Source organism: Acinetobacter sp. YH16038, assembly GCF_013417275.1.
Taxonomy (GTDB): domain Bacteria; phylum Pseudomonadota; class Gammaproteobacteria; order Pseudomonadales; family Moraxellaceae; genus Acinetobacter.
In genome coordinates this window covers 20,878-42,195 of record NZ_VPEG01000020.1, presented here as the reverse complement: position 1 = coordinate 42,195, position 21,318 = coordinate 20,878, and the positions used below count along the sequence as shown (strand labels likewise).

Here is a 21,318-nt window from a genome sequence, read left to right as displayed (position 1 = left end):
GAGCGCTACGGCGCTCTTTTTATTTTATAATTCAGTTAAATAACGACTAAAAAAATATCATGCTTATTGCATCAAATAATAAACAGCATTTACATATCTATGCGATTCTAATTTTTACGATTTTGATCCTCAGTGACTTTATTGCACTCAAGTATTTTAATTTTGTAGCAACGCCACTTACGAATTATTTTGCATTGATTATAAGCTGTGTCATATGTATTGGAATATTGCTGTATTTTATAAGACTCAAACAGCATGGTTTATGGTTTCCACCTTATCATTGGCGTAATTTCAGAAAGTGCCCCAAATTTTATAGTCTTTTTATCTTTCCTTCGGTCATGATCTCAGCACTTTGGATTAATCTGACCACCTATCCACCCTATCTTTATACGAAGCTGACAGGCGAAACTAACAGTATTTCGATTACTACTCAGGCTGGGAAATTCAAAGGTGTTCGAAATCATATCTCTTATGCCTTTGACACAGAATATAGACATTTACCGGTTATGGAGTTATCTGCTTCTGAGTTTCTGCTTTATCAAAATAAACCCGTTGAACTACAGCTTAAGCTTACAACAAGTAATTTAGGCAGCATTGTGCATGAGATTGAAGAGATCAGGATCCAGTCTGAAGTCGAATAAATAATACCGTCGTATGCTTGATTTCCCTGCCAATAAGCCCTACATCTAGATTTAACACAGGAAATGACTTCGGCAGAAACGACATGACATTAGAAAAAGCAACTTTACCCGTTCCACAATTCGATCAGATTACGCTGGCAGATCTTAAACAAAAAATTGAAAACTGCATTCAGCAAGGTTTGCAATTTCTAAATGAACTGAACCAGACACCTGATACTGTCCAGGAACAACTTGCTGTTCTGAAACAGGTCGACACGCTAGAAAATAATATGAGCGAGTCCTGGGGTGTTTTGTCGCATCTCAACGCAGTCATGAATAATAGTGAAACCCGTGATGTCTATCAGGCATTATTACCGGGTCTAAGTGATTACTATACCCAGTTGGGCCAGCATACGGCGCTATATCAAACCTATCAGCATGTACAGGATGCACCGGTCTTCAATGAACTGCCGGAAGCTCAGCAAAGTGCAATTAAACTGGCGCTACGTGACTTTAAATTGTCAGGTGTGGCTCTAGAGGGTGAAGCCAAAAAACGCTATGCAGAAATTTCTGCACGTTTGTCACAACTTTCCTCAGATTTCTCCAATCATGTACTGGATGCAACTCAAGCTTATTTCAGACCGCTTAAGGAAGAAGAATTAGCGGGCCTGTCTGAAAGCAATATTGAACTCTTAAAACAGTATGGCCAGCAACGTGAACTGGATCAGCCGGTTGCCACTTTAGATTTCCCGTCTTATCTGGCAATTATGACTCATGCCGAAGATCGTGGCCTGCGTGAAGAACTCTATAAAGCCTATACCACACGCGCGTCAGATCAGTCCGAACAGACTGAATTTGACAATACAGCCATCATGGAAGAAATCCTGAAATTACGTCAGGAAATGGCAGCACTATTAGGCTTTAATAACTATGCCGAATATTCACTGGCCAGCAAAATGGCGCCAAATGTCGAAGCTGTTGATGAATTCCTGCGTGATCTGGCGGAACATGCCCGTGCGCCTGCTAAACAGGAAGTGGCTGAACTGATAGCCATTGCTGCTGAAGATGGTATTACTGAATTAAAGCCCTGGGACAGCAGTTACTATTCTGAAAAGCTGAAAATGCAGCAGTTTAATCTGTCTCAGGAATCGCTAAAACCCTATTTCCCGGCTCCAAAAATTCTGCAAGGCCTGTTCAGTATCCTGAAACGTTTATATGACATTCAGGTGGTTGAACGTGAAGCGCCAGTTTGGCATCCAGATGCGCGTTATTTTGAACTGGAAGATCAGGGCGAAGTGATTGGCGGTTTCTATTTTGACCTCTATGCACGTCAGGGTAAACGTGGCGGTGCCTGGATGAGTGGATTCCGTTCACGCATGCAAATTGCTGAAGGACTGCAAAAACCGATCTGCTATATGGTGGCAAACTTTACTCCACCAGTCGGTAACCGTCCTGCACTACTGACTCATGATGAAGTGATTACTCTGTTCCATGAGTTTGGTCATGGTCTGCATCATATGCTGACAGAAGTGGACAATATTGCCGTGGCTGGTACACATGGCGTGGATTGGGATGCTGTCGAACTACCAAGCCAGTTTATGGAATTCTGGGCTTGGGATCAGGACAGTTTAAACCTGCTCAGCGAACATATCGAAACCAAAGAAGTCTTACCTGCTGACTTGTTAAAAGCCTTACTGGATGCCCGTTTCTTCCAGTCCGGTATGCAAACTTTGCGTCAGCTGGAATTTGCTTTATTTGACTTAACCATTCACCGTGCCAATCCGGCATTGAATGCTGAACAGATTCAGGCAACCTTGAACGAGATTCGTGAAAAATACGCTGTTTTACCTACTACAGCATATAACCGGTTCCAGCACAGCTTCAGTCATATCTTCGCGGGTGGATATGCAGCGGGCTATTATTCTTATAAATGGGCAGAAGTTTTGGCCAGTGATGCCTTCGATCGCTTCGAAGAAGAAGGAATTTTTAATACTGAAACTGGAAAGCAGTTTAGACAAAAAATTCTAGCAGTTGGCGGAAAAGATACAGCACTTGACGCATTTATCAATTTCCGCGGACGCGAGCCAAAAATAGATGCTTTGTTACGTCATCAAGGTTGGACGAACCGCTCTAAAAACGCTTAAACTACGTTTTTAAGTAAATCACAGGGTGAGTATGATGGCTATCAAACGTCGTTTCATTGCAGGCGCAAAATGTCCTAAATGTCAGGCGTTGGATCGGATCGTTATGCTGACCTCTGGTGAAGCTGAATGGATTGAATGTATCGAATGTGGGTATGAAGAAAACCGTCCTACCCATATCGAGGAACCTGAGTCACCAGCCGTTCCGGATGAAATTGGTGTGATTCAGTTTAAACCCCGTCAGCCAAAAGAATAATTTCGGGAACCTAAATGACTCTAGATCATCGACAAAATCCTAAACTTTTATGGGGAATAGTGAGTGGATTAATTGTTGTGATTATTGCTGTTTTAATAATTACACAGTTTTTTCTCACGCAAAATGAAACATTACCGGCACATCAGGGTGACTTGATGCATGCACCGGTGACACAAGCCGCACCTAAAGCAGAACCTGAACCGGAAGAAATTGTGCCTACTTCTGAAAATGTTCTGGTCGATGTCTCTATTATAAGAGAAGAAGTTACTGAGAATGCCACTTTGGCGAAAGAAGAAATTGCCAAACTGGAAGATATTCAGCAACAGCTCAATGAGCAGGAAAAAAGCCTGAAGCAACAGCATAGTGATGCAGATGAGCTGATTAAACTCAAAGAGGAACAAATCAAGTTACTCGAAGCACAACTGGCACAATAGTCAGAATGAGTTAGGGATTTTCAGCTAGAATATCCACAGATTTTCTAGCTAAGTTCCCTCATGAGTGTAGCCTCTCCCTCGCATCTGGTTAAGGCAATTGTCTTTCTGACCTGTTCCGCTTTTTTGTTTTCAGTCATGGGCGTCTGTATCCGCTTCGCCTCACACACCGTTGATAATGCCACTGTGGTATTTTTCCGGAATTTTGTCGGCCTGTTTATTTTTCTTCCTTTAATCTTCAATAAAGGCATTAACTTTTTTAAAACTGAAAAACTCTGGATGCACACCTGGCGTTCTGTCGCAGGTCTGACGGCGATGTATGGATTTTTCTATGCCATTGCACATTTAAAGCTCTCCAATGCCATGGTCTTTACCTATTCCTCACCAATTTTTATTCCGCTGATTGCTTGGCTGTTTCTAAAAGAAAAAGTCACTCAAAGCATGTTACTGGCTGCTGCGATCGGTTTTATTGGCGTGTTGTGCGTGGCTAAGCCTGATTCCGGTTTATTTAACCTGATGTCCGTGATTGGCTTGAGTGCCAGCTTCTTGGCTGCTATGGCTTTTGTCACGGTTCGCGCATTGACCCAAACTGAACCACCAGAACGAATTGTGTTTTATTTCTGTCTGATCGGCACCCTGATTTCCATGATTCCAATGTTCTGGCATTGGCGTCCTTATACCCTGACTGAACTCGGTTATTTAATTGCAGCCGGTTTATTGGCAAATACCAGCCAGTTATTTCTATCCAATGCTTATAAACTGGCACCTGCTGGTCAGATTGGACCAGTGAACTATATTGCGATTTTCTTCGCTGGCTTATGGGGCTATTTATTCTGGCAGGAAGTTCCGGATCTCTATAGCCTGCTCGGATTAGGGCTGATTTTTTGTGGGATTTTACTTTGCAGTCCTGTTTTACAAAATAAGCTTAGGCTGCGTTAAGGCCACAATAAAAAAAGCACCCGAAGGTGCTTTTTTTATTTGCTTAAATTACTGATACCAGCCGAAGAGTTTAAATACATAAGGTACATAGGCAATGATCAGCATCGCTGGCAGTAACACGATCATCGGTAAAATCCAGCGCTCATAACGGTAATAAAAGGACTTATGTCGAACTTCTGCATCCGCCTCGGCCACCTCAGCATCACCAATGGATTGCCTTGCCAACAGATGGTTCAGAGCAACTGGTGGTGTCACATAACCCAACTCGAAACCAATCAAGGTAATCATCCAGAAATGTACCGGATGAATTCCATACTGATAGGCGACTGGTGCAACCGTTGCTGAAATCAGGATCACTGCGCCGAATGGGTCCATAATCATGCCAACGAACACCATCAGGCCAACAATCATGGAAATCACCAGAATGGTACTGCTAATATCTGTCGGGAACGCTTCCATAATTTCCATACGTTCCAGCAGGCCGCCCACACTGACAGATAGTGCCATCAGAATCACCAGCGCACCAATGTGTCCAACCGTTTCACTGGTCGAAATGTGTAATGATTTCCAGAAGCCGACATGACGTAAACTTTCAACCGCAGTCGAACGTTTTACACCATGATCTACAGCCAGCTCACCGCCCTGCTGCTCAACATGGTCTGCTTCACGATATTCAGCATTAATGGCTGTACCCGCAGTCGCCATTGCAGGCGTATTTCCTGAACCTAAGGTTGTGGTTAAGGTTTCATCCCAATGCCCTACTGGTGGTAATGGTGCAGGCTCATGACGTAACTTATCAAATAGCACGATCATCAACAGAATGACTGGCATCATGACAGGTGCAGTAAATTCATTCAGATCTGTAGATAAAGCATATTTGTAGAACAGCCAGATCAGGATGAAAATCACAATATAAGGAATCACATTTACAAAGGCACGTGCAGACTGTGGTGAAGCCAGACCAGGTGCAGCAATACGGAACTTGCTTTCAGCAAAGAATAGCGAAATGATCAGGAACAATGTTGAACTGAGCAGGAAGACATAGACACCGTAGTGATACAGCATATCTGTCGTCACTTCCTTGTTCAGTGAAGCAACCACAACAATCAGTAGACATGGACGAAGCACCACACCGAGTGAACCGGACATCGCTGTTGCTGCCAAGGCAAACTGACGGCGACCACCGGCATTCCAGACTTCCTTATAAATGATCGCACCTGCAGCAATCACGAAAATCCCGGATGCACCGGTATAAGCGGTTGGTAGTGCAGCTGCCAGCAGGATTAACCAGGTCAAGGTTTCTGGTGCCAGATTCCATGGACGCAGGATATTCAGGAACATGTCTACGACACGGGTTTGTTTCAGCAACATACCGGCCCAGATAAATAAGGCCAGATTCAGGAAGATGCTCGAGAATTCAACCAGTTGCCCCAGATAGATACCCTGACCCATCGGGTAATCCATCAAGAAGACAAAGTTAAACCCAGTACTGATGGCCATATAGGCATACAGTGGCACGCTTAAGAAAGCCAGTCCAAAACTGCCTCCCTCTCGGGTCGCCTGAGGTGGCTTAATGACTTGGTACAGACTGATCAGGGTCAATGTCCCAAAGAGAATCATCCATAGCCAGTAGACATACTTCATGTCTCCCATTGGCACCCCGGAATTCAGCACCGACATATATTGGCTGTAGGAAGAATAGACCAGGAAACTGTTCGCGATCAGCATCGCCACAGAATAAACTTTGAAATCGATACGGGTGGCTGGGCTACGTAGACCGATATGATGGGTTTTTAATGTCGCACTGATTGCAGCAAATACCACCATGATAATCAACAGTAAGGCACGGTTTTCAGTCCCGAACTTGAAAATGCCAAAGAATGAAGTTTCAAAACTGCGATAGGCGCGAATACTTGGATGCGCTTCAATATGCGTTATCGCCTTGTCATAGAACTGGTAAGACTCTTCACAGACCTGTTGTGCCTGCATCACTGCAGCACGCACATCCGCTTCAGAACGTACACCGAAGAAATCGGCATATTCATCGGCAGCATCCGCTTTCATCTGCTCCTGAACTTTTTGATCGACATTAATATTACGATCACATTGAGGCGCTTTCGGTTCAGCACGCAAAAACGAATATTGCATGCCTGTCGCCGGATCACCATACAGACGCTCGCCCATACGCAGTAACTGACCATGAATCATTTCCCCGGTTCCAATCACTAAGGTCAGTAAGAGCAAGATGAGCACGATAAAGGTCGAGATCCACTCTGTCCAGATATAACGTAACAGACCTAATCCTGATCTGTTTTGATTATCGTTGTGCATGTATTTTCCTATTCTTGTTTTCGCGCCTTACATTCTTTTAAGCGCTGGTCTTCCTGTCTGCCCCGAAAATTCCTTTACAAGGGTCAGTATCATTATTTTCTGTTTTGACTCTGCATGAAAATCAGCAGAATAAAAATGACAATTTATCTTTTCTTTTTGTCTTTTCTGCCAACAGTTTCAGCTATCCTGGACATAATTGCCCAAGATATAGAGCAATGCGACTACCACTCCCCAGATCACCCCTAATAAATGCGCTTCGACCAGTACCGGACTGCCGATAAGTTGTGCAGTTTCCTGATTTCCAATGGTATTTTCCCAAATCAGTTTGGCAAAGATTAAAAATAATACCATTACGGCAAACCCACGTTCACGCTGATAAAGTAGATGCACGCAGGCGACTGCGACATAGGCCCCATGTAATACCCCGGATAGTCCTGCATATGCTTCAATATTTGGCAGGAAAAAATAAAAACTCAGGCTGATCAACGGCGGCAGAATCAAAAGAATCGAGACGAAATGCCACACAGATGCACGGGGAAAAATGAAAGGTAAACAGATAAAGGCAAGGATATTCAGAAAATAATGGGCCCAGCCGACATGCACCCAGTGCGCAGTCCAGAGCCGCCAGAATTCTCCGAGCAGGCTTTCCTGCCAGTAGATGAAAGCATCGTTAAAGATTTGCAAACTCGCTGAAAGAGAGACAAAAGCCGCCAGAAAAATAATTTTTCGTCGAAGATGTTGATCTTGCATCGGCTCCTTGAACTCCTTTCAGCATATTGAAAATGACCTCTATGAGCATCATTCACTTAATTTTTCATTAAATTATAGGTCAGCGCTAAACAGATCATCCAGTTCTGAAGAATTATCTGTTTCATCCCAGAAGGTCTGCATGCCATCATCTGCACTACGAATACCGGTATTTTCAGTCCAGTAACGGTCAGAAATACCATTCACCATAATGGCAGCCATACTGTCGATCAGCTTGAACTGAGGATTGACTGGCTTTTCATCACTACGTGCCTGATCAAAGGTTCTTAACGCATCACGAATTTTGGCATCATCCCCACTGGCCTGTGCCGCTACAGCATATAAGGCATGTGATAAACGTACACCTTTTTGCTCACCGATTTGTACTGACTGTTTCAGAGTTTGGTAAGGATCAGGTTTTCCATCACCTGCCCCTGGCAATAAAGTCCAGATCACAGCACGGGTTGCATTTGGCGCGCCCCAGAATTTGGTATTATCCAGACAGGTCATGCCACGCTCAACCACAGCCGCAATATCTTTAGGTACTTGTACAGCCCCACCCGAGTTAATGTCATTGGTCATGGCTTGCAAGCCACTCAGCATGCCCAGCAGATAAACTGTCTGTTCAATATCACTGTTCATGCGTGGACAGCCTTCACCCAGCGCTTTTTTATATTTTTTCTCATAACGGGTCTGGAATAACTGATAACCCGTGTACTGACGTTGTGCAGCCAGTGCAGCCCACCGTTTCTGCTCAATCCGCGCATCCTGAGCTTCAGTCACCTGATTGACTTTAGAAGCACGCAGATACCGTAGCTCTGCATCCAGCGCTTTCTGCTCGGCACAAATCCCCGCTGCGGAGTACATCAGTACCGCAACACGAGTCGGATCAGCCCCCATTTCCTTGGTCGACATGATGGCTGGTGTTAAAGAATTCCCGGAATTACACACCATCTCGGCATCATCCATCGCCAGGATTGGTGGAACAATATGCTTTTCAGTGAAGCCCAGCGCCACATTGGCACCGGTTTTAATGACCTGAGAACATCCTGTTAGAACTGTTGTTGTTATTGCAATGGTCGCCATACCTTGGCATATTTTTCGGACGCTCGACATTTTCCTGTCCTCTATAATTGTGATTATGTCCATTATTCTGCTAAACATATCAGAAGCATATAACGAATAAAAGAGTATTTACTCTAATTTAGACCAGACACTTTGCCATTAAATTGCCCAGCTGCAATTGACTGTAGTAGATAAAATCCCAAATTTTGGGCAAAAAAAAGTAGCATTGCGACGGTTCAGCACATGCTACTTATCAACTTGGCAAGCCGAGAAGAAAATAGGTTCTCGAGCTTAATTCTGTTATTTAGGTGAAAATCTGTCCTTCAGCACCGTTCCCAGCCGTCCTATGACCAGGGCCATCACAATCGCAACGATCAAAAACATCCACATTGGAAATTCCATCATGATCTCCTGGGTTCGCTGTTGGTGACTTAAATGTACCTGCTTATAAAAAAAGCAGCTGAAAAATTGTCAGACAATTTATTGTTTTTGCAGAGAAATATAATTTTTTGTCTGACAATTCAAGCGGGGTTAGCGGATAAATCTTTATTTTTAATGAATTTATTTAAAATTTTGGAATGTCATTTGTCGGACAATTAAAGTATTTTTGTCAAAACTTTCAAAGACTTCCATTGTTTAAAAGGCAACTGGTCACACCAGATGAGCAACGGACGTGCTTTTGCATGCTGGAAATACACCACGATATAAGCTTGGTGATCAATCACGTGACTGATCAACACTCGCCGTGTGCCTTGCGCAGCTGCTGTCAGCGACCATTCACGTCCATCCAGATATTCAAACTGCTCAATGTGCGGTGTCTTACGATAAAACAACTGATAGATGACCAATCCGATGACACCACAAACCAGCCAAATCGCCATAGGCAATAACTGATACAGCAGGAACATCAATACAGCAAAAATAAAAAGCTGAAACACCAGCGCACACTTGCTGCGTTTCAGCTTGAAACAACGATTATCCATGAACGTAAAATTTAAGCTTCTTGATAAAATCTTTTAATTCAGGGCGTGGGGGTTCAGACACTTCCATAAACCAGTCCAGCAGGTCTGGATCTTCCTGTGCAACCAGCTCAGCAAACATCTGTTTTTCGAAGGGATCAGCAGTGAGATAATAGTTTTTCACGTAGGGATCAAAATATACATCGATCTCTTTCAAGCCACGACGCGCGCGATAAATCACTTTGCGCTCTTCTAAGGTGATGTCATCAGTCATCGAATTTTCCCAACTCGTTACAAACCTGAGTAGTTTACCTTAAGCCATTGCTGAATTTCGAGGTATTTCATACAAATGACCAAAAGCATCAGTAGATTCCCCAGATTTGAACATTCAGCTCATTGTTCCCTCATCTGCTCTATCTTAAGTTAAATAAAACATCACAATAAGGGAATTATAAGATGCATTCGAGCGCGATCCGTCCATTGGCCAGCATGCTGCCACGTCAGCTTTTCAATGATGAACATGAAGCCTTTCGGGAGATGGTCCGTAAATTCTATGAAAAGGAAGTGATTCCTCATACAGAAAAATATGAACAGCAACAGCATGTCGATCGTGAGCTCTGGAATAAAGCCGGTGAACTTGGCCTTCTCTGTGCCACGATGCCTGAAGCTTATGGCGGTTCAGGGGTAGATCGTTTATACAGCATGATTCTGATCGAGGAACAGGCCTATGCCGGCGACTCTGCGACAGGATTTTCACTGCACTCCGATATCGTGGCCAATTATATTCTGAACTTTGGCAATGAAGCACAAAAGCAGCAATGGCTCCCGAAAATGGCAACAGGTGAAGTGGTCACAGCAATTGCGATGACTGAGCCCGGAACTGGCTCAGACCTTCAAGCAGTACGCACTAGTGCTGTATTAGAGGGTGATGAGTATGTGATTAATGGTTCCAAGATATTCATTACCAATGGCTATCTTTGTGATATGGCAATTGTGGTATGTAAGACGGGTCATAGCGAAAAAGGCTCTGCCAACCTTTCCTTAATTATGATCGAAGCAGATCGTGCAGGATTTAGTAAAGGTAAACCCTTAAATAAAATCGGCATGAAAGGTCAGGATACCTGTGAACTGTTCTTTGACAATGTCCGTGTGCCTAAAGAAAACTTACTAGGTCAGGAAGGCATGGGTTTTATGATGCTGATGAAAGAACTGGCTTGGGAGCGGTTAATTGTGGCCATCATATGTCAGGCAGGGGCAGAAGCGGCATTCGCACATACGGTAAAATACACCAAAGAACGTCAAGCCTTTGGCAAACCGATCAGCGCTTTTCAAAATACCCGTTTTAAACTGGTAGAACTGCGTACCGAAATTGAAATCTGCCGAGCTTATCTGGACCGTTGTATGCAACTACAGCTTATTCAAAAATTGGGAGTTGATGCCGCCGCAGCTGCTAAATACAAAATTTCTGAACTGTATAGCAAAGTGGTGGATGAATGCCTACAACTGCATGGCGGTTATGGCTATATGCTGGAATATCCGATTGCACGAGCGTACCTGGATAATCGCGCGAACCGCATTTATGCAGGAACCAATGAAATCATGAAGGAACTGATTTCCAGATCACTCTAATTTGAAATATGAAAAAGGAGTACATCAGGTACTCCTTTTATCTATGTCTATACTTAAGACACCAATCTTGGCTTGGCTGGCACAGCACTGGATTTCGATTTGAATTTCAATACTCCATCTTCAAAAGATGCAGTTTTCAGCTCTTTACGGTCTGCCAAGTAGTTATTAGATACTTTCCAAGGTGCATGCTTACCCTGTTTCGGCATCACATCTGCGGCACGGGCAATATAGCCTGAAGTTAAACTACCCATCACCGTATCTTCAAGTAATTCCGTAGCATCCCCTTCTGGAATCACTTCATCATAACCATGCTGATCCATATAATTGAGCAGACGGCAGATATATTCTGCGGCAATATCCACTTTCAAGGTCCAGGAAGCATTGATATAACCAATAATCAGCGCCATATTTGGCACATCACTGAGCATGACCCCTTGATACAGCATATGCTTCGACGTATCCAAAGGCTTGCCATCCATCGTGGCCTGAATACCACCCAGAATCTGAATATTTAAACCAGTAGCAGACACAATAATATCCGCATCCAGATATTTACCTGATTTCAGCTGAATCCCGGTTTCAGTAAATTTCTCGATATGATCTGTTTCTACAGATGCATGACCTTCACGCAGGATTTTGAATAAATCCCCATCTGGCACTACACATAGGCGCTGATCCCAAGGTTCATAATTCGGGGTAAAGTGTTTCATATCCACTTTCCCTTTCAACTGAAACTGTACAGATTTCAATAATAAGGTTTTCAGTAGTTTTGGCTGTTTTTGTGCGAGTGCATAGATACCACGCTGCATGCCAATATTACGCGCACGGGTCAGCTTATAAGCCACATCTTCTGGCAATAATTTACGCATTTTTGAGTAAATCATGTCGATCGAAGGAACTGAGGCGATATAGGTGGGAGAGCGTTGTAACATGGTCACATGCCCTGCACCGCCTTTCACCATGGCTGGAACTAATGTTATTGCTGTCGCACCACTGCCAATAATCACTACTTTTTTTCCGCTATAGTCCAGATTTTCAGGCCAATGCTGCGGGTGAATAAATGTACCTTTGAATGCTTCCTGATGCGGGAATTCCGGCTGGAAGCCTTGATCATAATTGTAGTAACCAGTACAGCCAAGAACAAAGTTAGCGATCCAGGTCTGCTTTTTGCCCTGAGCGTTTTCAGCTAAGACTGACCATTTACGTGTAGCTGAATCATAATTGGCACTAACGACGCGATGTTGAAAATGAATTTTTGAGCTCAAGTTAAATTCCTGAACCACTTCTGCAAGATAATTTTTAATTGCCGAGCCAGAAGCTAATACACTTTCTTTTTTCCAAGGCTTAAAGTTGAAGCCAAAAGTCGACATGTCCGAATCTGAACGGATACCAGGATATTTAAACAGGTCCCACGTACCGCCAAAGCTTTCGCGACGTTCAATAATTTCGAATGAGCGTTGAGGACTATGTTTAGAAAGATGGGCCGCCAGACCAATTCCCGAGATCCCCGCGCCTACAATTAAAATATCAACTTGCTTTTCCATATTCTTCTTTTACCTGAGCATTGTCATATATTTTATTAAATCACAAAATTGACAATACACAATGTCAAGTTTAAATAAAAGTGATTATTTTTTTATCTTTTAAGGACAAATTTCTAAACAGCCTGATAATGGGTAAATGCTAGGCATTAAAAAAGGCCGGTTTATTCAACCGACCTTTTCGAACAACGTTTGCTGCTCTACACGAAATTAGTTAACTTCGCGATCTACTAGCTCAACGTAAGCCATCGGTGCAGCATCACCTGCACGGAAGCCCGCTTTAAGAACACGTAGATAACCGCCGTTACGCTCTTTGTAACGAGGGCCAAGAACGGTAAATAATTTACCAACAGTTGCAGCTGAACGAGTACGAGCAAACGCCAAACGACGGTTTGCTACTGTATCGACTTTAGCTAAAGTGATTAAAGGCTCAGCAACACGACGTAATTCTTTTGCTTTAGGCACAGTTGTTTTGATCAACTCGTGCTCGAACAAAGAGTTAGCCATGTTTTGGAACATCGCTTTACGATGACTGCTTGTACGGCCTAATTTCACACCACTATTACGATGACGCATGGTGATAGTCCTACTTAATTAACGGCTACGATAGGCGAAACGATCGTCCATACGGAGACTAGCTGGTGGCCAGTTCTCTAAACGCATGCCGAGTTGTAAGCCTTTGGAAGCCAGAACATCTTTGATCTCAGTAAGCGATTTTTTACCAAGGTTAGGAGTTTTAAGTAACTCAACCTCAGTACGCTGTACAAGATCACCAATGTAGTAAATGTTTTCTGCTTTCAAACAGTTAGCAGAACGAACAGTTAGCTCTAGATCATCTACTGGACGAAGCAAAATTGGATCAACTTCTTCACGAGGTTCTTGAGCCACAGGAGCTTGATCTTTCTGAAGATCAACAAAGATTGCAATTTGTTGTTGCAAGATTGTTGCCGCTTTGCGGATTGCTTCTTCAGGATCAACTGTACCGTTGGTTTCAAGATCAATGACCAGTTTATCAAGGTCAGTACGTTGTTCTACACGAGCGTTTTCCACTGTGTAAGACACACGTTTGATCGGGCTGTAAGATGCATCTAACTGTAAACGACCCACTGGGCGAGTCTCGCCTTCTGGGAAACGTGAGTCAGAAGTCTCATAGCCACGGCCTTGAGCCACTTTCAGGCGCATCTTAAGATTGCCTGATGCACTTAATGTGCCGATCAAGTGTTCAGGGTTAACCACTTCAACATTATGAGGTAAACGAAGGTCAGCCGCAGTTACGTCGCCTGGACCTTGTTTCTCTAATGTTAAATAAGCTTCATTTTGATCGAACAGCTTAATAGACAATCCTTTTAGGTTCAGCAAGAGCTCGACGATGTCCTGCTGCAAGCCTTCCAAAGTACTGTACTCGTGCTCAACACCTTCAATCTCAACTTCTACCACAGCAGCGCCAGGTAAAGAAGAAAGAAGGATGCGACGTAAAGCATTGCCCAGAGTATGACCAAAGCCACGCTCTAAGGGTTCTAGAATAACTTTTGCCGAGGTCCCGCTTGCCGCTTCGACCTTGATCGCTTGCGGAGTTAGAAACTCATTTGCAGTACGCGTCATATTGCTACCTCAAGGATTATTTAGAATACAATTCTACAATCAAGCTTTCGTTGATTTCAGCAGGTAAATCAGAACGATCCGGTGCAGCTTTGAACGTACCTTCTAGTTTAGAATGATCTACTTCCATCCAAGAAGGAATGCCACGTTGAGCAGCTAATTCAATTGCGTTTTTGATACGTAATTGTTGTTTAGCGCCTTCGTGAACTGCAATCACGTCACCAGCTTTAACTTGGATAGACGCGATGTTAACGCGGCGGCCATTTAAAGTGATTGAACGGTGAGATACTAACTGACGAGCTTCTGCACGTGTAGAACCAAAACCCATGCGATAAACAACGTTATCAAGACGGCTTTCGAGCAATTTCAACAGGTTTTCACCAGTTGCGCCTTTAACACGAGCAGCTTCTTTGTAGTAGTTACTAAATTGACGCTCTAAAACACCGTACATACGACGTACTTTTTGTTTTTCACGTAATTGTAGTGAGTACTCAGATTGTTTACCGCCACGAGCTCCACCATGTTGACCAGGAGCTTTAGCGTGTTTTTTAGTTTTGACGTCAAATGGTTTAACGCCAGATTTTAATTGCAGGTCTGTCCCTTCGCGGCGAGAGAGTTTGCATTTTGGACCAATATAACGAGCCATGAATGTTTCTCCTTACACGCGACGTTTTTTAGGTGGACGGCAACCGTTGTGAGGGATTGGAGTCACATCGGTAATGCTGTTAATTTTATAACCCACTGCACCTAATGCACGAACCGCAGACTCACGACCTGGACCAGGACCTTTCACAAGGACGTCCAAGTTTTTCAAACCGTAATCTAAAGCAGCTTTACCAGCAACTTCAGCAGCTACCTGAGCAGCAAACGGAGTTGATTTACGTGATCCACGGAAGCCTTGTCCACCTGAAGTGGCCCAAGCCAGTGCATTACCTTGACGATCGGTAATAGTCACAATGGTGTTATTAAAAGAAGCGTGAATGTGTGCAACACCTTCAGAGACGGTACGAGTGACCTTCTTGCGTGTGCGAGTATCTTTAGCCATCTTTTAGCTTCCAGAAATCTTATTTCTTAATTGGTTTGCGCGGACCTTTACGGGTACGTGCGTTAGTTTTGGTGCGTTGACCACGGACAGGCAAGCTGCGACGATGACGAAGACCGCGGTAGCAGCCTAAATCCATTAAACGTTTAATGTTCATGGAAATTTCGCGACGTAAATCACCTTCGGTCGGAACCTTGGCAATTTCTGCACGAATCGCATCAAGCTGAGCGTCATCTAATTCACGGATCTTAGTAGTAGTTGGGATACCCGCAGCAGCTAAGATTGACTTAGCAGTGTGGCGACCAATACCAAAGATGTACGTTAGAGAGATAACAGCATGCTTGTTATCCGGAATGTTTACACCGGCAATACGAGCCATTCAATTTTCTCCAAAAAGGCAGTAGAGATAATCAACCGCCCCACAAAAATCTTGAGGGGCGGATAATAACCCAATTCGCCTACTGAAATCAACAGGTCTTGATCAGATTAACCTTGACGCTGCTTATGACGAGGTTCTGCGCTACAAATTACGCGGATAACCCCATTACGACGGATAACTTTACAGCTACCACAAATTTTCTTTACAGAAGCTTGTACTTTCATGATGAAACCTCTAAGTGCGCTTATCCCTTAGGATGAGCAGTCGTTTTTCTCATTAACGTTTGATTGTCATACTGGTGCGAGGTGAGATGTGCTTGAAGCTGAGCCATAAAGTCCATCACCACCACTACCACGATCAGCAACGATGTTCCACCCAAGCTAAATGGAATACCAAAAGAGCTTTGCAGAATCATCGGCATTAAACAGATGACAGTGATGTATATCGCGCCAATAAAGGTCAAACGATTGAGAATATGATCTAAGTAACGAGCAGTTTGCTCACCTGGACGAATACCAGGCACGTAAGCTCCGCTGCGTTTCAAGTTCTCTGACACTTCTTTAGGACTAAATACCAGTGCTGTATAGAAGTAACAGAAAAAGATAATTAACGCACCAAAGAGCACCAAATACAACGGCTGACCAGGCGATAACACCAATGCCAAGTCTTGTAGACTACGCTTGATAATTCCTGCACTTGGATCCGAACTACCAACCCATTGACCTAAGCTCGCTGGGAACAAAAGTAAAGAGCTGGCAAAAATTGCCGGAATTACACCCGCCATATTAATTTTTAATGGCAAATGTGTTTGCTGTGCAGTAAATACACGACGTCCCTGCTGCTTTTGAGCATAGTTCACCGGAATACGACGTTGCGCCTTCTCGATAAACACAATCGCTGCTAGTACAGCAATCGATAACAGACCAAAAATTGCTAGTCCAATTAGACTAGACTGGCCATTATCCACTGAAGTTAGAGACTGCATAACTAAAGTCGGCAATCCTGCAACGATACCTGCGAAGATGATCATGGAAATACCATTACCTACCCCACGCTCGGTAATTTGTTCACCCAGCCACATCAAGAACATGGTCCCCGCAACCAAAGAGGTTACTGCAGGAACATAAAAAGCCAGACCAGAGGTCAGGGTAATTCCCTGGCTGATCAGGCCAGCACACATACCAATTGCTTGCACAAGTGCAAGGAACAGCGTGCCTTGTCGTGTGTATTGGTTAATCTTACGTTTGCCCTGCTCGCCTTCTTTTTTCAAAGCTTCGAGCGATGGAACCACTGTAGACATTAACTGCACAATAATCGATGCAGAGATGTATGGCATAATCCCTAAAGCAAGAATCGACATTCGCTCTAATGCACCACCCGAAAACATGTTAAACAAACCAAGGATGGTACCTTGGTTTGCATTAAACAGATTTTCTAGCGCGGCATTATTAATCCCTGGTACTGGAATATGCGCTCCTAGTCGAAACACCAACAACGCACCAATGAGAAACATCATTCGACGAATAATTTCACGGTATTTCACATGAAATGGTTGGCCTTTCATCATGTTGACATGACCTGAAGAACTAGGAGTCATAGACACTGGGGATTACTCCTCGACTTTACCGCCAGCAGCTTCAACAGCAGCTTTAGCGCCTTTAGTCAATGCAACACCTTGTACAGTGAATGCACGAGTAATTTCACCAGAAAGTACGATACGAGCACGAGTCATGTCTTTACGTACAACGTTCGCAGCTTTTAAAGTTTCAAGAGACACGATGTCGCCTTCAACTTTAGCAAGCTCAGATAAACGTACTTCAGCAGTTTTCAAAGCCAATTGGCTAGTGAAACCGAATTTAGGCAAACGACGATAAAGTGCAGTTTGACCACCTTCGAAACCTGGACGAGTACCACCGCTCTTACGTGAGTTTTGACCTTTGATACCACGACCACCAGTCTTACCAACGCCAGAACCGATACCACGACCTAGACGAAGGTTGTCACGCTTAGCACCTTCTGCAGGTGCAATTGTATTTAAACGCAGAGTCATGGCTTATTCCTCTACACTAACCATATAGTAGACTTGGTTGATCATACCACGGTTAGAAGGCGTATCTTGCACTTCTACAGTATGACCAATACGACGCAGACCTAAACCTTTCAGGCTCAGCTTGTGATTTTTCAAGCGGTGCGATGCAGATTTAGTCTGGGTAACTTTAATCGTTTTCATGATTGATTACCCTTGAATTTGTTCTACTGTTAAACCACGTTTCGCAGCAACTTTCTCAGGAGAAGTCATATCACGCAAACCGTTAAAAGTCGCGTTTACTACGTTAGCAGCGTTTGTAGAGCCATAACATTTAGTTAATACGTTACGTACGCCAACAGCTTCTAAAACTGCACGCATCGCGCCACCAGCAATTACACCAGTACCTTCAGAAGCAGGTTGCATGTAAACGCGGCTTGCACCGTGACGAGCATTGATAGGGTGCTGAACAGTACCATCAACAAGGTCAACAGTAATCATGTTACGACGAGCAGCTTCAAGTGCTTTAGAAATAGCAGCTGGAACTTCACGCGCTTTACCACGACCAAAACCTACGCGACCATTACCATCACCCACAACAGTTAATGCTGTGAAAGAGAAGATACGACCACCCTTAACAACTTTGGCTACACGATCAACGGCAACCAGCTTTTCAACAAGACCTTCGTTTTGTTCAACTTTAGCCATGATTAGAACTCCAAGCCGTTTTCACGGGCAGCATCAGCCAAGGCTTTGATACGACCATGATATTTGAAACCAGAACGGTCAAATGCAACTTTAGTAACACCAGCTGCTTTAGCGCGTTCTGCGATTAAAGCACCTACTTTTTGAGCTGCTTCAACGTTACCAGTAGTACCCGCACGTAAAGTAGCGTCTAGAGTAGAAGCTTGCGCTAATACTTTGCCACCATCTGCTGAGATAACTTGAGCATAGATGTGACGCGGAGTGCGGTTTACACACAAACGAGTCGCACCCAATGCACGGATGTGCAAGCGTGTGCTTTTCGCACGACGCAAACGGGATTGTTTCTTTTCGTTCATAAGAACCTCGCGCCTTATTTCTTCTTAGCTTCTTTACGAAGTACAACTTCGTCAGAATAACGAACACCTTTACCTTTATAAGGCTCTGGTGGACGGTAACCACGGATATCTGCAGCGACTTGACCTAGAACTGCTTTATCAGCAGATTTAAGTACGATTTCAGTTGCAGTTGGAGTTTCAGCAGTTACACCTTCAGGAAGCGTATAGTCGATCGGGTGAGAGAAACCAAGGTTAAGGTTAACAACGTTACCTTTAACCGCAGCTTTATAACCAACACCGATAAGTTGTAACTTACGTTCGAAACCTTCGCTTACACCTTTTACAAGGTTGTTAAGCACAGCGCGAGCAGTACCAGCTTGCATCCAAGCATCTTTAGATTCAGCTTTAGGAGCAATAACTAGAGTACCGTCTTCCTGTTTTAGCTCGACCAGCGCATGCAGGTTGAAAGACAATGTACCTTTGCTGCCTTTCACTTCGACCTGCCGGCCGTTCTGAGTAACTGTTACACCGTTAGGTACAGTTACTGGGGCTTTAGCCACACGAGACATGAGGAATCACCTATTAAGAAACAAAAGCAATAACTTCACCACCAACGCCTGCAGCACGTGCAGCGCGATCAGTCATGATGCCTTTGCTTGTAGAAACAATTGCAATACCTAAACCTTGCTTAACGCTTGGAAGTGCATCTTTACCGCGATACTGACGTAGACCTGGACGGCTTACGCGTTTCACAGTTTCGATAACTGGCTTGCCTTCAAAATATTTTAAAGTCAAAGTAAGAGTTGCTTTGCCTTCAACTTCAGCAACTTCTACGTTTGAAATATAACCTTCTTGTTGAAGTACGTTAGCAATCGCAACTTTCAACTTAGAATTAGGCATAGAAACAGTTTGTTTCTTTGCCATTTGTGCGTTACGAACACGTGTTAGCATGTCGGCAACGGTATCTTGCATACTCATTTATAGTGCTCCTTACCAGCTTGCCTTAACAACGCCAGGTACATCACCTTGCATTACTTTATCGCGTACCATGTTACGGCTTAAGCCGAACTTACGGAAGTAACCATGAGGACGACCAGTTAAACCACAACGGTTACGTAGACGTACTGGAGATGCATTACGTGGTAATGCCTGTAATTTCATCATCGCATCGAAACGTTCTTCATCTGAAGCATTTACGTTTGCAATAATTGCTTTTAATTCAGCACGTTTTGCAGCGTATTTAGCAACAGTAGCTTCGCGTTTCAATTCGCGATTAATCATACTTTTCTTAGCCATTTCGACCTCTTATTTGAACGGGAAGCCGAATGCACGCATTAGCGCACGGCCTTCGTCATCGGTGCGAGCAGTCGTAGTGATGGTAATGTCCATACCACGAATACGGTCAATCTTGTCAAAATCGATCTCAGGGAACATGATCTGTTCTTTAAGACCCATTGAGTAGTTACCACGACCATCAAATGATTTCGCAGAGAAACCACGGAAGTCACGGATACGAGGAATCGCAATCGAGATCAGACGGTCTAAGAATTCGTACATACGTTCGCCGCGTAAAGTAACTTTACAACCAATCGGCCAACCATCACGGATTTTGAAACCAGCGATAGATTTACGAGCTAACGTAAGAACTGGTTTTTGACCAGCGATAGCTTGCATATCAGAAAGAGCACCATCAAGGAGTTTCTTGTCAGCAGAAGCTGCACCAACACCCATGTTGATAGTGATTTTAGTGATGCGAGGGATCTCCATCACATTCTTAATTCCCAATTGTTCTTTTAATTGAGCTTTAAGTTCGTCGTTGTAACGTGCTTTAAGTCTGGCCATTGCCTTTTTCAACCTATTACTTCGCTACCGCCACTGATTCACCATTAGATTTGAATACGCGAGTTTTCACGCCGTCAATCGTTTGGTAACCAACACGGTCAGCCTTTTGGGTTGTAGCATTAAAAATTGCCACGTTTGAAATGTGAAGCGAAGCTTCTTGAGTTACGATGCCGCCTTCAGCGCCAGTAACACGGTTCGGCTTTTGATGCTTCTTCACCAAGTTAAGGCCTTCAACCTTAACGCGGTCATTAGAAACAGACAGAACAGTACCCTGTTTGCCTTTTTCTTTACCTGCGATCACAATTACTTGATCGCCTTTTTTAATCTTAGCCATGATCGCCTCTTATAGAACTTCAGGAGCCAATGAAATAATTTTCATGAACTGTTCAGTACGAAGTTCACGAGTCACTGGTCCGAAAATACGAGTTGCAATCGGCGCTTTGTTGTTGTTCAAAATAACAGCAGCGTTATCGTCGAAACGAATCACTGAACCGTCTGGACGACGGATACCGAATTTTGTACGTACAACTACTGCATTCATCACGTCACCTTTTTTAACACGTGCGCGTGGAATTGCTTCTTTTACAGTAACTTTAATAATGTCGCCAACAGAAGCATAACGACGATGTGAACCACCAAGTACTTTAATACATTGTACGCGGCGAGCACCACTGTTGTCTGCTACGTCGAGCATAGTTTCGGTCTGAATCATTGCCCTACTCCAAAACCGA

The 21,318-nt window shown here is 43.8% G+C and carries 29 protein-coding genes; 6 read left to right on the top strand and 23 right to left on the bottom strand.

Features of this window, described 5'->3' with window-relative positions; translation table 11 throughout:
• The first annotated feature begins 59 nt into the window (after positions 1-59).
• From FTV34_RS10355 to FTV34_RS10335, 5 genes are all read left to right on the top strand, one after another.
• On the top strand, positions 60-641 hold the full coding sequence (locus FTV34_RS10355; protein WP_179992776.1) for a hypothetical protein: 582 nt from the start codon (positions 60-62) through the stop codon (positions 639-641).
• Positions 642-724: 83 nt separating this feature from the next.
• Entirely contained in the window at positions 725-2,764 is a 2,040-nt protein-coding gene (locus FTV34_RS10350; protein ID WP_180070089.1) for a M3 family metallopeptidase, read from the top strand.
• 40 nt (positions 2,765-2,804) lie between these two features.
• Positions 2,805-3,017, top strand: coding sequence for a YheV family putative zinc ribbon protein (locus tag FTV34_RS10345; RefSeq protein ID WP_171064841.1), 213 nt, complete (start codon positions 2,805-2,807; stop codon positions 3,015-3,017).
• Positions 3,018-3,031: 14 nt separating this feature from the next.
• Positions 3,032-3,451, top strand: coding sequence for a hypothetical protein (locus FTV34_RS10340; RefSeq protein WP_180070087.1), 420 nt, complete (start codon positions 3,032-3,034; stop codon positions 3,449-3,451).
• A 60-nt stretch (positions 3,452-3,511) separates the two neighbouring features.
• A complete protein-coding gene (locus FTV34_RS10335; protein ID WP_104425693.1) occupies positions 3,512-4,387 on the top strand; it encodes a DMT family transporter in 876 nt (291 codons plus the stop codon).
• A 48-nt stretch (positions 4,388-4,435) separates the two neighbouring features.
• Here the strand turns inward: FTV34_RS10335 and FTV34_RS10330 are convergent, their stop codons facing one another.
• The 5 genes from FTV34_RS10330 to FTV34_RS10310 all read right to left on the bottom strand — a co-directional run bounded on the left by FTV34_RS10330 (position 4,436) and on the right by FTV34_RS10310 (position 9,763).
• Positions 4,436-6,718, bottom strand: a complete 2,283-nt coding sequence (locus tag FTV34_RS10330) for a TRAP transporter large permease subunit (RefSeq protein WP_180070085.1) — start codon at positions 6,716-6,718, stop codon at positions 4,436-4,438.
• A 177-nt stretch (positions 6,719-6,895) separates the two neighbouring features.
• Positions 6,896-7,468 (bottom strand): rhombosortase, encoded by a 573-nt coding sequence (gene rrtA, locus FTV34_RS10325; protein ID WP_180011205.1) that lies wholly within the window; start codon positions 7,466-7,468, stop codon positions 6,896-6,898.
• Positions 7,469-7,540: 72 nt separating this feature from the next.
• Positions 7,541-8,581, bottom strand: a complete 1,041-nt coding sequence (locus FTV34_RS10320) for a hypothetical protein (RefSeq protein ID WP_004786877.1) — start codon at positions 8,579-8,581, stop codon at positions 7,541-7,543.
• A 545-nt stretch (positions 8,582-9,126) separates the two neighbouring features.
• Entirely contained in the window at positions 9,127-9,513 is a 387-nt protein-coding gene (locus tag FTV34_RS10315) for a hypothetical protein (RefSeq protein ID WP_104425690.1), read from the bottom strand.
• A complete protein-coding gene (locus tag FTV34_RS10310) occupies positions 9,506-9,763 on the bottom strand; it encodes a succinate dehydrogenase assembly factor 2 (RefSeq protein ID WP_034590267.1) in 258 nt (85 codons plus the stop codon). The genes FTV34_RS10315 and FTV34_RS10310 overlap by 8 nt, the downstream gene beginning before the upstream one ends.
• A 182-nt stretch (positions 9,764-9,945) precedes the next feature.
• Between FTV34_RS10310 and FTV34_RS10305 the strand changes: the two genes are divergently transcribed.
• Positions 9,946-11,118, top strand: a complete 1,173-nt coding sequence (locus FTV34_RS10305; protein ID WP_180070083.1) for an acyl-CoA dehydrogenase family protein — start codon at positions 9,946-9,948, stop codon at positions 11,116-11,118.
• A 53-nt stretch (positions 11,119-11,171) separates the two neighbouring features.
• Here the strand turns inward: FTV34_RS10305 and FTV34_RS10300 are convergent, their stop codons facing one another.
• From FTV34_RS10300 to rplN, 18 genes are all read right to left on the bottom strand, one after another.
• Complete coding sequence (locus tag FTV34_RS10300; RefSeq protein WP_180070081.1) at positions 11,172-12,662, bottom strand: NAD(P)/FAD-dependent oxidoreductase; 1,491 nt, start codon at positions 12,660-12,662, stop codon at positions 11,172-11,174.
• 207 nt (positions 12,663-12,869) lie between these two features.
• Positions 12,870-13,235 (bottom strand): 50S ribosomal protein L17, encoded by a 366-nt coding sequence (rplQ, locus tag FTV34_RS10295; RefSeq protein ID WP_004786886.1) that lies wholly within the window; start codon positions 13,233-13,235, stop codon positions 12,870-12,872.
• Positions 13,236-13,253: 18 nt separating this feature from the next.
• A complete protein-coding gene (rpoA, locus tag FTV34_RS10290; RefSeq protein WP_004786889.1) occupies positions 13,254-14,261 on the bottom strand; it encodes a DNA-directed RNA polymerase subunit alpha in 1,008 nt (335 codons plus the stop codon).
• 16 nt (positions 14,262-14,277) lie between these two features.
• Entirely contained in the window at positions 14,278-14,904 is a 627-nt protein-coding gene (rpsD, locus tag FTV34_RS10285; protein WP_004786890.1) for a 30S ribosomal protein S4, read from the bottom strand.
• Between the two features lie 12 nt (positions 14,905-14,916).
• A complete protein-coding gene (gene rpsK, locus FTV34_RS10280) occupies positions 14,917-15,303 on the bottom strand; it encodes a 30S ribosomal protein S11 (RefSeq protein ID WP_001040166.1) in 387 nt (128 codons plus the stop codon).
• 19 nt (positions 15,304-15,322) lie between these two features.
• Positions 15,323-15,679, bottom strand: a complete 357-nt coding sequence (rpsM, locus tag FTV34_RS10275) for a 30S ribosomal protein S13 (RefSeq protein WP_004786893.1) — start codon at positions 15,677-15,679, stop codon at positions 15,323-15,325.
• Positions 15,680-15,786: 107 nt separating this feature from the next.
• The gene (gene rpmJ, locus FTV34_RS10270; protein ID WP_000867907.1) at positions 15,787-15,903 is read right to left on the bottom strand and encodes a 50S ribosomal protein L36; all 117 of its coding nucleotides are present in this window, start codon (positions 15,901-15,903) and stop codon (positions 15,787-15,789) included.
• Between the two features lie 20 nt (positions 15,904-15,923).
• Positions 15,924-17,243 (bottom strand): preprotein translocase subunit SecY, encoded by a 1,320-nt coding sequence (gene secY, locus FTV34_RS10265; RefSeq protein ID WP_171505548.1) that lies wholly within the window; start codon positions 17,241-17,243, stop codon positions 15,924-15,926.
• A 45-nt stretch (positions 17,244-17,288) separates the two neighbouring features.
• Positions 17,289-17,729 carry a 50S ribosomal protein L15 gene (gene rplO, locus FTV34_RS10260; protein WP_004786897.1) on the bottom strand — a complete coding sequence of 147 codons (441 nt, stop codon included), beginning with the start codon at positions 17,727-17,729 and terminating at the stop codon, positions 17,289-17,291.
• A gap of 3 nt (positions 17,730-17,732) precedes the next feature.
• The gene (gene rpmD, locus FTV34_RS10255; protein WP_004786899.1) at positions 17,733-17,909 is read right to left on the bottom strand and encodes a 50S ribosomal protein L30; all 177 of its coding nucleotides are present in this window, start codon (positions 17,907-17,909) and stop codon (positions 17,733-17,735) included.
• 6 nt (positions 17,910-17,915) lie between these two features.
• The gene (rpsE, locus tag FTV34_RS10250) at positions 17,916-18,413 is read right to left on the bottom strand and encodes a 30S ribosomal protein S5 (protein WP_004786901.1); all 498 of its coding nucleotides are present in this window, start codon (positions 18,411-18,413) and stop codon (positions 17,916-17,918) included.
• A 2-nt stretch (positions 18,414-18,415) separates the two neighbouring features.
• Positions 18,416-18,766: a 50S ribosomal protein L18 gene (gene rplR, locus FTV34_RS10245; protein WP_004281497.1), complete on the bottom strand. Its 351-nt coding sequence runs from the start codon at positions 18,764-18,766 to the stop codon at positions 18,416-18,418.
• A gap of 14 nt (positions 18,767-18,780) precedes the next feature.
• Positions 18,781-19,314 (bottom strand): 50S ribosomal protein L6, encoded by a 534-nt coding sequence (rplF, locus tag FTV34_RS10240; protein ID WP_004786903.1) that lies wholly within the window; start codon positions 19,312-19,314, stop codon positions 18,781-18,783.
• A 13-nt stretch (positions 19,315-19,327) separates the two neighbouring features.
• Positions 19,328-19,723: a 30S ribosomal protein S8 gene (gene rpsH / locus FTV34_RS10235; RefSeq protein ID WP_004786905.1), complete on the bottom strand. Its 396-nt coding sequence runs from the start codon at positions 19,721-19,723 to the stop codon at positions 19,328-19,330.
• 12 nt (positions 19,724-19,735) lie between these two features.
• On the bottom strand, positions 19,736-20,041 hold the full coding sequence (gene rpsN / locus FTV34_RS10230; protein ID WP_004786907.1) for a 30S ribosomal protein S14: 306 nt from the start codon (positions 20,039-20,041) through the stop codon (positions 19,736-19,738).
• Positions 20,042-20,050: 9 nt separating this feature from the next.
• Positions 20,051-20,587 carry a 50S ribosomal protein L5 gene (gene rplE, locus FTV34_RS10225; RefSeq protein ID WP_004786908.1) on the bottom strand — a complete coding sequence of 179 codons (537 nt, stop codon included), beginning with the start codon at positions 20,585-20,587 and terminating at the stop codon, positions 20,051-20,053.
• A gap of 16 nt (positions 20,588-20,603) precedes the next feature.
• Positions 20,604-20,921, bottom strand: coding sequence for a 50S ribosomal protein L24 (rplX, locus tag FTV34_RS10220; RefSeq protein WP_004786911.1), 318 nt, complete (start codon positions 20,919-20,921; stop codon positions 20,604-20,606).
• 9 nt (positions 20,922-20,930) lie between these two features.
• Positions 20,931-21,299, bottom strand: coding sequence for a 50S ribosomal protein L14 (rplN, locus tag FTV34_RS10215; RefSeq protein ID WP_001982634.1), 369 nt, complete (start codon positions 21,297-21,299; stop codon positions 20,931-20,933).
• Positions 21,300-21,318 lie beyond the last annotated feature (19 nt).

Bases quoted from the DNA above. Each gene is read 5' to 3' on its own strand.
- FTV34_RS10355 (WP_179992776.1), top strand. From the start codon at position 60: ATGCTTATTGCATCAAATAATAAACAGCATTTACATATCTATGCGATT.
- FTV34_RS10350 (WP_180070089.1), top strand. From the start codon at position 725: ATGACATTAGAAAAAGCAACTTTACCCGTTCCACAATTCGATCAGATT.
- FTV34_RS10340 (WP_180070087.1), top strand. From the start codon at position 3,032: ATGACTCTAGATCATCGACAAAATCCTAAACTTTTATGGGGAATAGTG.
- FTV34_RS10335 (WP_104425693.1), top strand. From the start codon at position 3,512: ATGAGTGTAGCCTCTCCCTCGCATCTGGTTAAGGCAATTGTCTTTCTG.
- FTV34_RS10330 (WP_180070085.1), bottom strand. From the start codon at position 6,718: ATGCACAACGATAATCAAAACAGATCAGGATTAGGTCTGTTACGTTAT.
- rrtA (WP_180011205.1), bottom strand. From the start codon at position 7,468: ATGCAAGATCAACATCTTCGACGAAAAATTATTTTTCTGGCGGCTTTT.
- FTV34_RS10320 (WP_004786877.1), bottom strand. From the start codon at position 8,581: ATGTCGAGCGTCCGAAAAATATGCCAAGGTATGGCGACCATTGCAATA.
- FTV34_RS10315 (WP_104425690.1), bottom strand. From the start codon at position 9,513: ATGGATAATCGTTGTTTCAAGCTGAAACGCAGCAAGTGTGCGCTGGTG.
- FTV34_RS10310 (WP_034590267.1), bottom strand. From the start codon at position 9,763: ATGACTGATGACATCACCTTAGAAGAGCGCAAAGTGATTTATCGCGCG.
- FTV34_RS10305 (WP_180070083.1), top strand. From the start codon at position 9,946: ATGCATTCGAGCGCGATCCGTCCATTGGCCAGCATGCTGCCACGTCAG.
- FTV34_RS10300 (WP_180070081.1), bottom strand. From the start codon at position 12,662: ATGGAAAAGCAAGTTGATATTTTAATTGTAGGCGCGGGGATCTCGGGA.
- rplQ (WP_004786886.1), bottom strand. From the start codon at position 13,235: ATGCGTCATCGTAATAGTGGTGTGAAATTAGGCCGTACAAGCAGTCAT.
- rpoA (WP_004786889.1), bottom strand. From the start codon at position 14,261: ATGACGCGTACTGCAAATGAGTTTCTAACTCCGCAAGCGATCAAGGTC.
- rpsD (WP_004786890.1), bottom strand. From the start codon at position 14,904: ATGGCTCGTTATATTGGTCCAAAATGCAAACTCTCTCGCCGCGAAGGG.
- rpsK (WP_001040166.1), bottom strand. From the start codon at position 15,303: ATGGCTAAAGATACTCGCACACGCAAGAAGGTCACTCGTACCGTCTCT.
- rpsM (WP_004786893.1), bottom strand. From the start codon at position 15,679: ATGGCTCGTATTGCCGGTGTAAACATTCCGGATAACAAGCATGCTGTT.
- rpmJ (WP_000867907.1), bottom strand. From the start codon at position 15,903: ATGAAAGTACAAGCTTCTGTAAAGAAAATTTGTGGTAGCTGTAAAGTT.
- secY (WP_171505548.1), bottom strand. From the start codon at position 17,243: ATGAAAGGCCAACCATTTCATGTGAAATACCGTGAAATTATTCGTCGA.
- rplO (WP_004786897.1), bottom strand. From the start codon at position 17,729: ATGACTCTGCGTTTAAATACAATTGCACCTGCAGAAGGTGCTAAGCGT.
- rpmD (WP_004786899.1), bottom strand. From the start codon at position 17,909: ATGAAAACGATTAAAGTTACCCAGACTAAATCTGCATCGCACCGCTTG.
- rpsE (WP_004786901.1), bottom strand. From the start codon at position 18,413: ATGGCTAAAGTTGAACAAAACGAAGGTCTTGTTGAAAAGCTGGTTGCC.
- rplR (WP_004281497.1), bottom strand. From the start codon at position 18,766: ATGAACGAAAAGAAACAATCCCGTTTGCGTCGTGCGAAAAGCACACGC.
- rplF (WP_004786903.1), bottom strand. From the start codon at position 19,314: ATGTCTCGTGTGGCTAAAGCCCCAGTAACTGTACCTAACGGTGTAACA.
- rpsH (WP_004786905.1), bottom strand. From the start codon at position 19,723: ATGAGTATGCAAGATACCGTTGCCGACATGCTAACACGTGTTCGTAAC.
- rpsN (WP_004786907.1), bottom strand. From the start codon at position 20,041: ATGGCTAAGAAAAGTATGATTAATCGCGAATTGAAACGCGAAGCTACT.
- rplE (WP_004786908.1), bottom strand. From the start codon at position 20,587: ATGGCCAGACTTAAAGCACGTTACAACGACGAACTTAAAGCTCAATTA.
- rplX (WP_004786911.1), bottom strand. From the start codon at position 20,921: ATGGCTAAGATTAAAAAAGGCGATCAAGTAATTGTGATCGCAGGTAAA.
- rplN (WP_001982634.1), bottom strand. From the start codon at position 21,299: ATGATTCAGACCGAAACTATGCTCGACGTAGCAGACAACAGTGGTGCT.